General features: G+C 53.0%; 7 protein-coding genes. All 7 read right to left on the reverse strand.

Features of this window, described 5'->3' with window-relative positions:
- The 7 genes from SCARR_RS03770 to SCARR_RS03800 are packed head-to-tail and all read right to left on the reverse strand — an operon-like array spanning nucleotide 1 to nucleotide 13191.
- Nucleotides 1-2418, reverse strand: a complete 2418-nt coding sequence (locus SCARR_RS03770) for a DUF5703 domain-containing protein (protein ID WP_136060181.1) — start codon at nucleotides 2416-2418, stop codon at nucleotides 1-3.
- Nucleotides 2418-3791 carry a sulfatase-like hydrolase/transferase gene (locus SCARR_RS03775; protein WP_246044443.1) on the reverse strand — a complete coding sequence of 458 codons (1374 nt, stop codon included), beginning with the start codon at nucleotides 3789-3791 and terminating at the stop codon, nucleotides 2418-2420. The genes SCARR_RS03770 and SCARR_RS03775 overlap by 1 nt, the downstream gene beginning before the upstream one ends.
- Nucleotides 3792-3798: 7 nt before the next feature.
- Nucleotides 3799-5217: an arylsulfatase gene (locus SCARR_RS03780; RefSeq protein WP_136060183.1), complete on the reverse strand. Its 1419-nt coding sequence runs from the start codon at nucleotides 5215-5217 to the stop codon at nucleotides 3799-3801.
- Nucleotides 5214-7595 carry a glycoside hydrolase family 95 protein gene (locus tag SCARR_RS03785; RefSeq protein ID WP_136060184.1) on the reverse strand — a complete coding sequence of 794 codons (2382 nt, stop codon included), beginning with the start codon at nucleotides 7593-7595 and terminating at the stop codon, nucleotides 5214-5216. Before SCARR_RS03785 ends, SCARR_RS03780 begins: the two co-directional genes overlap by 4 nt.
- Before the next feature lie 3 nt (nucleotides 7596-7598).
- Nucleotides 7599-9932: a glycoside hydrolase family 95 protein gene (locus SCARR_RS03790; RefSeq protein ID WP_136060185.1), complete on the reverse strand. Its 2334-nt coding sequence runs from the start codon at nucleotides 9930-9932 to the stop codon at nucleotides 7599-7601.
- A gap of 2 nt (nucleotides 9933-9934) precedes the next feature.
- Nucleotides 9935-11392, reverse strand: coding sequence for a sulfatase (locus tag SCARR_RS03795; protein ID WP_136060186.1), 1458 nt, complete (start codon nucleotides 11390-11392; stop codon nucleotides 9935-9937).
- Complete coding sequence (locus SCARR_RS03800; RefSeq protein ID WP_136060187.1) at nucleotides 11389-13191, reverse strand: alpha-1,3-galactosidase-related protein; 1803 nt, start codon at nucleotides 13189-13191, stop codon at nucleotides 11389-11391. The genes SCARR_RS03795 and SCARR_RS03800 overlap by 4 nt, the downstream gene beginning before the upstream one ends.
- Nucleotides 13192-13283 lie beyond the last annotated feature (92 nt).

The raw sequence follows: 13283 nt of genomic DNA on the forward strand, positions 1-13283 counted from the left end.
TTACCTCTTTCCCTGAGCTTGCTCCGACGACATCATTTTGCCGTCCTTAAAGGAACACTCGACCACCTTATTGCCGGGGGCGTGGAGCTTGAAGTCTACATCCCAATCATGCGGCCATGCCGGAAGCATCAGAATTTTCCCTCCATGAGTCTGCAACAGCATTTCCTGCAGACCTATCATTCCGGAACCACCGACGTTATGATCCGGTGCATAATCGCCGCCCGGGAAGAAGGCCGGAAAACGGAATGGACCGTTGCCGATTTTATCGCTTGTGAGCTTGCGCGCCGTTTCTGCATCACCGATACGGGCGTAGTAGATCAGGTTTTGGTTCCAGCCGCCTGAAGTTTGGTTGTACTGCGGATATTTTTCCACAATCACATCCATGGTGTTTTTGATAATATCCAGATTTTCCAGACCCAGACCGTAGATCTGATAAGGAAATAGCGGATACATCTCTGGACAATGCACCTTGTGCCCCAGCTCTTTATTTGCAGCGGGTCGCAAATAGGTTTTCCCGTTGCGGAAGCCATACGGATAGTCGGGGATCGTGGCCAACATCGCACTCCAACGTTGCTTCTTTGCCTCACTCTGCATTGAATCAGGGAGCTCCAACAATCCATTCAGCACGGTAGTCAACCCGGCAATCACACTGGTTGGGTTGATGGCATTGGGGTGACCTTCCAGCGCATTGGAGGGATAAATCATCAGCTTTTTCCCGTCCAACTCACTGCCAGTGAGTTTTTTCTGCCACATGCGATAGTACTCGTCGAAGAAAATCATCGACTGCTCAATGAACGGGAGGTAGGCCGAAATATCGTTCCCGCTGAATCGGTGATATTCGAGCATCATCCAGGAAAACTCCAACTGGGACTGGAAGATATGCCGGATTCCGTTGGCCGGAATGCCCTTTTCATAATCGGGCGGACGATATTTATTGGTTCCTTCCGTATGCTTACTGGTCCAGCCATATTCCGACAGACCGATCAGCCCGATAATGCTTGGTTGCTCAGCGTTCATGCAGCCGTCAATGCCGTAGTAGTGTTTCGCCACGCCTTTGGTTGACGGGAGAATATCGACATAAAAATCGAGTTGCGGAAGGATGCCGTCAAAGTCACCATTCTTCAGCATCGGCCAATACACCAGCCGCTGGTTCTGTGCCGTCAGCGCCCCGCCCCAACGACGAAAATCCGGAGTAAATCCAGAACCGGCCTGCGGGTTGCTGTCGCCATACTGTTCTTTTTTCTTCCGCTCTCTTTCGGTGACGGCGGGACGGCCATATCGATCGGCCCCTTCATAAATTGCATCAAAGGTTAAAACGCCGCCGTTAAACATAGTCGGCTCATTGGCAAAAAATCCACTAACCAGCATATAGCGGAAAAGGTTGTAGTTACGGCCCAGCTGCCATCCTTCATCGCCTTCACCTCTCCCCGCATTGATGATAATCCGGCTACGCACCCAGAACTGATTCCACCACGCCGCATTCGACGCCCAATCTGCACGCACCGCCGCCTTTTCATCCAACTCTTTTTCCCATGTTTGGAGCGAATCGGTCTGGTTGATATGCGTGATGATTTTCAGACGGGCTTTTTTTGATTTTCCAGTTTGGTATTTCCAACCCTTGAATTGGTTCTGTCCATACACTCCATCGATTTCTTTCACAAAGCGCAAACCGTCGCCTGACAATTTTCCGCCAAACGTCAGATCGGTGAGCGGATCGTAGAGTTGGTCTTTGATGGCGGTCAGCTCCTGTTGCACAACCTGCTCGCCGAAATAACATTTGTCGTTCCGCATTCGATGGACAAACTGAATGGACTTATCTGAAGCCTTAAATTCATCATTATAGATATAGGCATCGCCCTCATATCCCGGACGGCTGGTATACGCAAGGCTGCGTTCAAAATGCGGAAGAAATCGATTTCCCTTCCGATGATCGGGAATCAGCAACGGCTCATGCCGCCAACTTTCATACGTGGCATTCACCACCACGTCTGAATCGGAATCCAAATCCACGTGAATGATCGGGTTCTTTATTTCCACCCACAGTTTGATGCGCGTTTCGCCCAGGGCCGACGAACGTGTTGTGATGTCAATGCATCCTGCTGCTAAATTTAGCTTTTGCTCGAATTCCGCTCCGGAAAAAATATCCGGCTCTGTATTGATGCGGATACGGCCGAACTTCAGCAACGCCCCGTTTTCATCACGGCAACCCGGACTGGAAAAATAGAACAGCAGGTCGTTGTTCTCGACCCAAACGTTACAGCCCATATTCCCGCCGACCATCGGCATGGAACCAGACGAATTTTCACTCTGCGAGTTCCACACAACGTTATATTGCTCCACCCATGAAGTATCCGCGACGACAGTTTTCAATCCTAGCAGGCATAGCATAAGCCCTAGTATAGTCGTCATTTTCAGCATTAATTCCTCCTCGCTTCTTTCTTCATAAGTTCGCGGTTTTCAACCTCCCCGAAAATCACCGGAGGATAATTCGGGATAGGATCATGGCTTTCGGCAGGACGGCGTTCCAACAGCAATGCTTTCAGTCGAGCTTTCATGGCGCTCACCTTTTCTGGATGATCGTTGGCAACATTCTTCGACTCATAGGGATCCTGCTTAATGTTGTAGAGTTCATCGCCTACCAATTTAAAATCGCCATGCCGCAATGTTCCCTTATACGCCTTTCGTTTCCCCTGCGCAGCCATATCAAGACAATGAACAATCTCTTCACGGTCCAAACCTTCACCTTTCGTAATTGTTTGCCATAAGTCCAAGCCATCAATGGGCAACTCCTGTTTCAGGGAAGCGCCAGCCGCATTGATCAGCGTGGGATAAAGATCGATCGCGTGTGTCGGCACATCTACCCGCCGATTGGGAGCAATATGTTTCGGCCACCTGAAAATACAAGGCACCCGGAGTGCGCCCTCGTAATAGTTCCCCTTGCCTCCTTTATACGATCCATTCCCGATCCGGGTCCCTGCTCCATTGTCATTAAAGAAGACCACCAGCGTATTCTCTGCAAAGCCATGCTTTTCCAACGATGCCATAACCCTGCCGACCGCAATATCCAGACACTCAAACTGAGCAAACTGTTCAGGCAAGAATGCTGAATCGATGTGCCGGTATTTACTGACCACTTCTTCTGGCGCCTGGAATGGGCCATGAACGGCGTTGAACGGCACATAAAAGAAGAACGGTTTCGATTTATCCTGCTGCGCCAGGAGATGGTCAACTTCATCCGCAATGAGGTACGTAGAGTAGCCCTCCTGCTGAAGCGGTTCTTCGTTGCGGTGCCAGTCCATAACCCCTTCCCGTTCATGACTGAAAAAATCAATCAACGCGGAGTAGTGGCCATATTGGTATTGGAAGCCGCGCTGCATTGGCAAATGTTTCTTCTGCCAGTTGCCCAAATGCCATTTACCGAAAATTGCGGTGAAGTACCCCGCTTCCGTCAACGCATCGGCCAAAGTTCGCTCATCTGTTAACATGCCTGCAATGTCATTCGAATGAGGGCGCTCTTCCACACCCGTTCGAAAGGGATAGCGGCCGGTCAGAAAACTGGCCCGTGTTGGAGAACAAACCGACTGCACATAGAACTGGGTTAGCAGCATCCCCTCTTCCGCCAAACGATCGAGATTGGGTGAAGGCACAATTTTACCGCCGTTGAATCCAGGCAACGTCCAGCTGAGATCATCGGACAACATCACAACGATATTCGGCTTTGTCCCAGCACTGGCCGCACATAAAACCAGCAATGCCGACAAAAGGGTTGCAACATATCTATTCATTCCCATCTCCAAATCACTCGTTGATCAAATTCGGTTGAACATCCGTCCACCATTTTTCAAACGAGGCAGTTAGCTGCTGAACGACTTCCGGTTGCTCTTTTGCCAAATCATGCCGTTCAGCCGGATCATTTTTCAGATCGTACAGCCCCCAGTGACCCCGCTCTAAAACGCGGTAATGAAAATCGTTTTTACGGTCGGAGACCGGCGTGGTGCCATCAATGATTTTTTGAAAGACTCGGCACTCTCCCTGGCACGACGGATTGCCGCAGGTCTCGCTGCGCACCAGATGCAGGTCGCCGTAGAGCACGCCGGCAAAGGCATACTTATGCTTATCCGCCTCGCCATCCGGCCAGCGGCCCATATGCGTAAACAGCATCCGCTTCGGCCACTCAGCCTGATGATCCTTCAGCAGTGGGACCAGCGAGAGTCCGTCAATGTCAGCAGGCGTCAGCGATGGGGCGCCCGCCAGTTCCAGCAACGTCGGCATTAAATCCACGTGCCCTGTCAGCGGGTTAACATCGCCGGGAACAAAGCGACCCGGCCAGCACCAGAGCGACATGGCCCGCGTTCCGCCGCGCCAGACCGTGGCTTTGCCGCCGCGCATTCCGGCATTGTACCGGCCGATGCCCGTTCCGCCATTATCGTTCATGTAGATCACAATTGTATTTTCCGCGATCCCCCACTCATCCAGCTTTCCAAGCAAGAGCCCGACGTTATGATCAATATTGGCCAGCATCGCCAAATATTTAGCCCCGCTCGGCTCGTCTTTATAGGGCTCAATAAATTCCGAAGGTGCATCGTGCGGCACGTGCGCGGAGTAAGTCGGGATGTAGCAGAAGAAAGGCTGCCCCCCCTGCTCCTTTATCCAGCTCGTTGCTTCCCCAAAAAAGATGTCGGTGCGGAAGCCTTTATACTGCCGCTCCTCCCCGTTCAACATCATGCGAGGATCCCAATGATCCATTCTCGGGCGGTTAGGAACTCCTTCCCGCGTCAATGCCACATCGAACCCACGGTTTTCCGGACGGTACGGTCCGTCTTCACCCAGATGCCATTTGCCGAACATCCCAGTGGCATAGCCAGCCTGCTTTAGCTGCTCAGCCAACGTGACCGACTCCAGGCTCATCCGGCTCCGCTTGCCCATCGTGTAGGTTACTCCGGACTTAAATTCATGTTTGCCCGTCATAAATGCGGCGCGGCTCGGTGCACAGGTCGGGCTGACATGGAAATTGGTGAAACGAACACTTTGATCGTACATTCGATCCAGATTCGGCGTCTTCAATGTTGGATGGCCATGCCGTCCCAGATCGCCGTAGCCCTGATCGTCAGAAAGGATGAAAATAATATTGGGTTTCTGCTCCGCCGGTTCAGCAGCCAGAGCACTTAGAGAGGCGGCCATCGCAGCAATGAGCAAACAACTCGGTATTTTTTTCATGATTGTTCCCGTAGTGATCCATCGAAACGATATTGCCTACCCGCTTCGGTTTTAAATTCGAGCAGCTGTTCGCCGTATTTTAGTTTACAGGCTTCGCCCTGAAGAGACTTGATCGTGGCGGATTTCAACGTTCCATTCGCCCAGTCGAGACCCACTTCAAAACCTCCGCGAGCGCGCAGGCCTTTCACGTTCCCATCCGCTAAAGAGGTCGGCAGAGCGGGAAGCAAGTGAATGGCTCCCGCATGGCTCTGCATGAACATTTCGGCGATGGACAAGGTATTGCCCAGATTCGCGTCGGTTTCCCACATTTCCCGCCGCAGCCCCTGCACGCTGGTGGAGAACAGGTTTGGATAGGAACTGCTGCCGATCATATATCGAAGGATGTCGTAGGCTTTGTCGCCTTCCAGCAAACGAACATAACTCTGAACAATCCACGCCGTGTTGCCACGAAATACCGGGGTAATGGCGCTTCCGTTTTCAACGCGGAAATCAAGCGACTTAAGGGCGGCCGCCGCCAGCTCCGGAGTTTCCGAAGGTGTAATCAGATCGGCCTCGCATGCTCCCCAGAGATGGGAACAATGTTTATGCCCCGGTTGCTGCTCCGTAAACGGTTCAGCCCATTCCATCAGACGGCCGTCGCGGCCGATTTGCATGGGTTGCAACTGAACCTGCAACTCTTCCAGTTTTTTGCGGAACGGTTCATCAACACCCAAAACGTTGCTCGCTTCGATGCAGTTACTGAACAGGTCCGCGATCATTTGCATATCCATGGTCGGGCCCATCGATATGGAAGCGGCCTGGCCATTCTCAGCAATAAAGGTGTTTTCCGGAGAACAGGCAGGGCCTGATACCAGATAACCGCTCTTCGGACTTTCCACGAGATAGTCGACAAAAAAATCAGCGGCTTCTTTCATGATCGGATAGCTCTTCTGGGCCAGATATTCTCGATCCCCGCCAAAGAGATAATACTGCCACATTTGGTGCGCCCCCCAGGCCGGGGTCAGCACCCACATGCCATGGGTTGCCCTGCCGACTGCAGCAGAAAAACGCCACGCATCTGTTGCGTGGTGCGCAACAAAACCGTCGCAGTCATAAGTAACTTTTGCCGAGATTCGGCCTTTCGGGCGCAACTCGTCAATCAGATCGAAAAATGGTTCATTGCATTCGCCGAGATTGCAAACCTGCGCGGGCCAATAGTTCATCGGAATGTTAATGTTGGTGTGGTAATCCGCATTGTACGACGGGTCAATTTGATGCACCCACTTTCCCCAGAGATTAATCGCCTGCGTTCCCGGACGGGAGCAGCTGATCAGAATATAGCGGCCAAAATGAAAGTAGAGTTCAACCAGTCCGGGAACATCGGTTCCTTGCCGGTAGGCCTCCAGCTGCTGATCTGTTGGCATCTCCCCGATCCTAGCCATTTTAAGACCCCGCACCTGCTTCTTATAAACCAGATTCAGTTCCACCCTTCGGAATAACCGCTGGTGTTCCGCCACATGGTCCTTCAAAAGCGCGGCATAGGCTTTATCCTTAATCGCGGCCAGTTGCTTTTCGCAAACGGCATGCGGATCCTCACCATGGTAATCCGTCCCTGCAACAATTCTCAGCTCAACGCTGTCCGCATGCTCGACACGAATGCCATCGGGCCGCTTCGACAGACGGCCGCCCGTTGCCATGAACTGAATCTGCGCTTCGTAGATCACCCCGCCGGACAGGTCATTTCCTTTGTCGGTTGCCTGTCCTGAGATCACCAATCGGTTGTTGGAGACTGCTTCAATCGTTGCCTGTTCCCGCTTATACGCCGCATCAAAATTTAGACGGCCGGGTTTGTCGCACGTCAAACGCACGATAATGGCCTGATCGACTGGGCTGGAAAAAAGTTCGCGAGTATAGGTGGCATCACCCATTTTGAAGGAAACGTTGCTGACAGCCCGATCGAGATCCAATTCGCGGCGATATTCCGTGGCCTCGAGTGCTCGGTCGCCATAGTCAAAAATCAGATTCAGGCCGCCCAGCGTCTGATAGGTTTGCACCCCATGAGCATGATGCGGGGTCATCATTTTTTCATGCACCAGCTCCTGCGCCTTTTTATATTTGCCCTCAAAAAGAAGTTTCCGCACTTCGGGGAGCGCCTCCGCCCCGCCTGGATTATCCTTATCCTCCGGATGTCCGCTCCAGACGGTGTCTTCATTCAGCTGTATGATCTCGCGCCGAACGCCGCCCTGGTTCGTGGCCAGCAACCGGCCGTTCCCAATCGGAAGGCTTTCCACCCACTCCTGGGCGGGATGTTGGTACCACAGTTTAAGATCAGTAGATGTACCTGCATGCGACAAAGCTGCGCAGATCACTGCTAACACAATAATGCAGATGTTCTTCATATTTTAATTCTGCTCCAAAGTCTCACTGAATACATATTCCTGTCCTGCTTCCGTTTCAAAATCGATCTGTTGGTTCCCGAGCTTCAACCTGCAATGATTTCCTCTTAGCGAGATGATAACAGCACGCTTCAGCTTCCCGTTTTTCCAATCTATGGAAACCTCAAAACCGCCTCGGGCCACCAGCCCACTCACACTGCCGTCCGGCAAGGCCAAAGGCAGCGCCGGCAGCAGATTGATGGTGCCGTCGTGGCTTTGAAGCATCATTTCCGCAATGGCGGAGGTTGCTCCAAAGTTGACGTCGGTCTCAAACATTTCGCGGGTGCGGCCCCGTTCACCCACAGCAAAGAGATTATCCCACGAGCTGTTCGACAGAATGTGCTTAAGCAGCCCGTAGGATTTTTCACCGTCGAGCAAGCGCGTGTAGGCACACATCACCCAGGCGGCAATGCCCTGATACTCCGGCGAATCGGCCGCTCCGTGTTCAACGCGGACTTCAAGCGATTTACGTGCAGCCTCGAACAGCTCCGGTGTGTTTTCGGTAATCTGGTTTCCCGGACAGACGGCCCACAGATGAGAAATGTGGCGATGCCCCTTATTGCCCTCTTCATAGGGCTCGGCCCACTCCAGCAAACGGCCGTCCTCGCCAATCTGCATCGGCATCAGGCGCGCACGCAGTTTAACGAGTTTCTTGCGGAAAAAGCGGTCTTTGCCCAGCAGCTTGCTTGCGACAATCGTGTTGTCAAATAAATCAGTGATGAGCTGCGTATCCATGGCCGGTGCCATGGAGATGGAAACCGACTTCCCAGTCTTCGGATCTTTGTAGCGGTTTTCCGGGGAGGTAGAGGGACCGGAAACCATGTAGCCGGTCTTTGGATGCTCAACCAGATAATCGGCCATAAACTCGCAGGCCTCTTTCATGATTGGATAGCTGCGGTTTCGGAGGTATTCCTTGTCGCCGCCAAACAGGTAGTGCTCCCAAAGGTGGTTGCACATCCAAGCTGGGGCCATCGGCCAAATGCCGTATGGAGCGTTCCCAATGGAGCTGGTGAAGAGCCACGCGTCGGTCGCATAGTTCGCGGTGAAACCGCCGCAGTTGTACATTTCTTTGGCGGTGATGCGGCCACGCGGACGGAGGTTGTCGAGCAAGTCGAAAAACGGTTCATGGCATTCGGACAGGTTGCACATTTCAGCCAGCCAATAGTTCATCTGAATATTAATGTTGATGTGGTAATCCGCATCGTAAGCGGGTTCAAGGCCATTGACCCATTTGCCCCACAGGTTGATGCACATGGAGTCGGGCCGGGATGCGCTGATGAGAAGGTACCGCCCAAACTGGAAATAAAGCGAAACCAGAGAGGGATCCTTCGCTCCTCCCCTGAAGGCCTCCAGGCGTTTGTCCGTCGGCAGCCCCGGAGGTGCTCCTAAATTAAGATCAACGCGATTGAACAGCCGCTGATGTTCGGAAACGTGATCATTGCGCAGCTCGGTATAGCTTTTGGCAACGGCGGCGGAGAGTTGCTTCTCGCAGACGGCGGCAGGATCTTCGCCGCGATAGTTGGTCGAAGTAACCAATCGCAAAGTAACAGCGTCGGCGCCTTCAACACGGATACCGTTTTTACTTTCGTTCAGCGTTCCGTTTTCGGCAGAAACCTGAAGACGTGTTTCATAGTCCACACCGATCCAACCGGGGTTGGTTTTCGGCTTGGCAACACCGGTTATGGAAAGCTGATCGGGCGCCAGCCGCTTGATGTCACCGCGTGGACGGGCCAGCTCGGCATCGAAGGAAAGAGCGCCGGCTTTGTCGCTGCTCAGTCGAACGACCAATGCTTGATCGACCGGGCTAACGAAAACTTCGCGCGTGAAGTTCGTTCCGTCCACATTATAGCTGACGGAGGCAATGGCGGTTCTGAGATCGAGTTCGCGGCGGTAGCCGGTGGCTTTGCCGTCGTGGCGGAAGTTCAGTTTGAGGTCGCCGGAGGTTTGGTAGGTGCTCATGCCCATGGAGAGCACCAGGCCCTGCATCCGCTCCTGCATCAGCTTCTCGCCTTCAACGTTGCGACCTTCGAAAAAGAGACGGCGAACCTCGCCCAGATGTTTGTATGCGCCCGGTTTGTCGCGTTGAACGGGCTGACCCGTCCACATGGTATCGTCATTGAGTTGGATGGTCTCTTTGGCAATGCCACCCTGAACAACAGCCATCAGGCGCCCATTTCCCAGAGGCAGCCCGCCAGTCCACTCTTCGGCGGGTGCGTCGTACCAAAGCTTCAGGTCTCCGCCGCTGGCCGAGAGCCCCAGGGCGGATGTAAGAATGGCAAAAGCTATCCTTAAGTTGGCCATGCCTATTTACCCATTTTCTTTTCCGGCTTTTTATTCCGCCATTTGCTCTGGCTGTTGCTGACGGGATCCTTTTCGGCGTCCGTAATGGGCAGCTGAGCGGCAAGCTCCTTCTTCACCGCTTCGTACTCCGGATGACTCGCAAGGTTGGTGAAGTTTTTCGGATCATTGAGCTGGTCGTAGAGCTCCTCATCGCCTTTTTCATAACAGATGTAACGCCACTTGTCGGTGCGTACGGCGTGATTTTTGTAGCCGTGCGTGATGATGACGGCGCGACCGGTTTCCTGTTGCGGATTCTTCAGCAACGGCACAAGGCTTTCGCCGGACAGCTTTTCAATCGGCTCGAAACCGCACAGCTCGTTCAGCGTCGGATAGATGTCGAGCAGGCTGACGGGCTGAGCGCAGGACTTACCAATCTGGGCCACGCCGGGCGCGACTATGATGAACGGTACGCGGGTGGTCTGCTCCCACAGCGCAAATTTCTCCCAATGCTGTTTCTGCCCGAGGTGATAGCCATGATCCGCCCAAAGTACGACAACGGTGTTGTCGGCCATCGGGCTTTTCTCCAGCGCGTCGAGCAGGCGGCCGACCATGTCGTCGGTAAAGCTGACGGAGGCGTTGTAGCCGCGCACAAAGCTTTCCCATTGATCGTGTTCCAAAAGCCACTGGTGCCATTTCGTCTTCAGCTTGTTTTTTCCGGCATCCGGAATGTCGTCGAGATCGTCCGCGCGGATTTCAGGCAACTCGATCTCATTGAGCGGATGCATGTCGAAATATTTTTTTGGCGTATACCACGGAATGTGCGGGCGGTAGATACCGCAGGCAAGGAAGAGCGGCTTGTCGTGATTTTTGGAAAGCTGTTCACTTGCCCAAGCCACAACCTGGGCGTCCGCCATGTCGTCGGGCTCACAATCCAGTTCCGCCCAGTCGAAGCGGCCACCATAGAAACTGGTACTGCTGTGCACCGCGCGTTTTTCGGGCGGCAGAACTTCGTAGGGCATCTGCTTTTCCTTGCTCGGAAAATATTCGTCCCACGGTTCTGGATCCATGTATCCGGTATAACCGCCTTCACTGAGCGACGCTGCATGGTAGATCTTTCCGCCCCCCATCGTCTTGTAACCGTTGGCTCGAAAATAATCGGGGATCGTCACCCAATCCTTCATTCTCGTGTTTTCCCGCCAGTCCTGAGCATTCAGATAAACGCCAGATACCGAAGGAGCGAGGCCGCTGATGACCGAAGCGCGCGACGGATTGCAGGCGGGTGCGGCGCAATGCGCATTTTGAAACAGTACGCCCATTTTTGCGAACCGTTCCAGATTCGGCGTGTGCACCGTCGTTTCCCGGTTGTCCATGATGTGCGGCGACGTGTTCAAGTCGTCAATCGCGATAAACAGCACGTTGGGACGAGAAGCGGCAAAACTTGAAACGGTGGCTAGCACCCCCATGAGTAAAATCTTCTTCATTCGATTCCCTTGTTATTTTTCATCTTCACGTTGGAGGAGTCCTTCTGCTCTACTCGGATGGGCCAAATGAATCCGTTGAACAGGTTGTCTTCGATCGTCACGTCTTTGCAGTAGTCGAGGTCGATAGCGGGCTGCTCGGAGCCGGTCGGATAGGTTTTATTCAGCTCGATAATATTACCCGTCAATACGAGGCCCTTCACGGATTTTGCGTGGGCCAGCAGGCCGTTATAGCTCTTGAGCCTGTTATTCGTAAAGCGGATGTTCCTGTGGTACTGGTCGTCGCCAAGGCGCTGCTCGTCGGAGAGCATTGGCGAGGCGTAGAGCGGATATCCTTCTCCCGTGCCGTAGCCGATGTTTTCAAAGGTGTTGTTGTTGATGGTCACATCGCGCACGCCGCCGGATTCATACCAGCTCTTGTTATCGCCTTCGATCAGAATGCCATGCATTTGCGAGGAAAAAACATTGCCTTCAATCAACACCTTGCCTTTGGTCGAAATCAGCGCACTGCGGGCGCGGTTGTTGCGGATAATATTATTTTTCATCACCACGTCAGGATACCACGTGAGGTTTTCCATCGATAGCAGGCCTTTCGGCAGGGACTCTGGAACTTCGGCAACCGTGATCAGCAACTGCTCTTCATCAAGAACCTTAACATCGGTGACCGTTGTTTCATAAATAGGGAGTACAGTTTCACGGGAAGTAATCATTACCCGGTCGCCCGGTTCCGCGAAGACCAGCCCCATTTGCTGGCGGTGGCTGATTGCACAGAGAAACGTGTTGCTGCCCTTGTATTCATTAATCTTAATATAAGCGCCGTGGACATTGATGCCGTCGTCGGCCATATGCTCAAGCCGGCAGTTTTCCAGCTTGATCAATCCTTTGCACCCCAGAAAATGAGTGGCATCGGCACGGGTAGCCAAGATGCGCCCTTCGGCCGCAGTTACAATAAAGCCGTTGAGATGAACATTCTCGGCGCGTTCAGCGATAAGCGCCATGCCACCGCCGGTATGAACCGTCACATTCTCAATATAGGTGTCTTTAGAACGGTCGATATGTATGGCCTGCGCCAGACGGTTCGTCGGTCCATTTCCATAGGTACAGAGCACAGCCCCGACCGGAGGCGCCACCTTGGTTGCATCCTTCAGCTCAACCCGGTTTTCACCAACCTTTTTAGCCTTATGCGATTTCCGCTTTAACGCATACCTTTTTGTCTGCCAGTACGGTGCACCGGTATCTGGATCATAGGCAATATTCTGCCCGAGTTGATCCTGCCAACTATAGTGCCCTAGCCAAAGTTCGCTCCCTTTGATATCGAAGCCGTATTTCATGGGGCTGATTTCAGCAACAAATGAATTATTGCTTTCATCCCGCTCCACGACTTTGAGCTCGTGGTGGAATGGGGTATCCCAATCGATGGTAAAGTTTTTCAACGTCACCCCGGTGGACCCCTCCAGTGTAATCGGGCAGAGCCGGCCGTGAAATACGAAAGTCGATCCGCCGCCGTCCAAGGTCAGCCCTTCCATTCCAAAGATGGGAAAGGCCATGCGCTTGAGGCTGTTGTCGTGGTTGGTGACCGCCCGGTATTTTTCCAGCGCGTTCTCCGGCCGAAACTCGTAGCGGCCTTTCGGGAAATAGAGCGTGACGTCCTTTTTTCCTATCAGTGACTCAATTAACCGGTTGGCCTCTAGCGAGACATCCTTGCCCGGAACAATTCCATGATCGGCCACGTTGATGACTTCCGCACCAGCAAATCCCGCAACAAACCAAAATACAGATAGTATAAACAACGACCGTTTCATCTTACTCCCTTTTGTAGGAACACCTTGTTTCATGATGTCGCGACTCATATACAAATATACAAGGTAAAACCCGGCAACGAAACAGATGGGCC

This window comes from Pontiella sulfatireligans, assembly GCF_900890705.1.
Lineage (GTDB): Bacteria > Verrucomicrobiota > Kiritimatiellia > Kiritimatiellales > Pontiellaceae > Pontiella > Pontiella sulfatireligans.

Coding starts and splice junctions, on each gene's coding strand:
- SCARR_RS03790 (WP_136060185.1), bottom strand. CDS start 9,932: ATGGCCAACTTAAGGATAGCTTTTGCCATTCTTACATCCGCCCTGGGG.
- SCARR_RS03795 (WP_136060186.1), bottom strand. CDS start 11,392: ATGAAGAAGATTTTACTCATGGGGGTGCTAGCCACCGTTTCAAGTTTT.
- SCARR_RS03800 (WP_136060187.1), bottom strand. CDS start 13,191: ATGAAACGGTCGTTGTTTATACTATCTGTATTTTGGTTTGTTGCGGGA.
- SCARR_RS03775 (WP_246044443.1), bottom strand. CDS start 3,791: ATGGGAATGAATAGATATGTTGCAACCCTTTTGTCGGCATTGCTGGTT.
- SCARR_RS03780 (WP_136060183.1), bottom strand. CDS start 5,217: ATGAAAAAAATACCGAGTTGTTTGCTCATTGCTGCGATGGCCGCCTCT.
- SCARR_RS03770 (WP_136060181.1), bottom strand. CDS start 2,418: ATGCTGAAAATGACGACTATACTAGGGCTTATGCTATGCCTGCTAGGA.
- SCARR_RS03785 (WP_136060184.1), bottom strand. CDS start 7,595: ATGAAGAACATCTGCATTATTGTGTTAGCAGTGATCTGCGCAGCTTTG.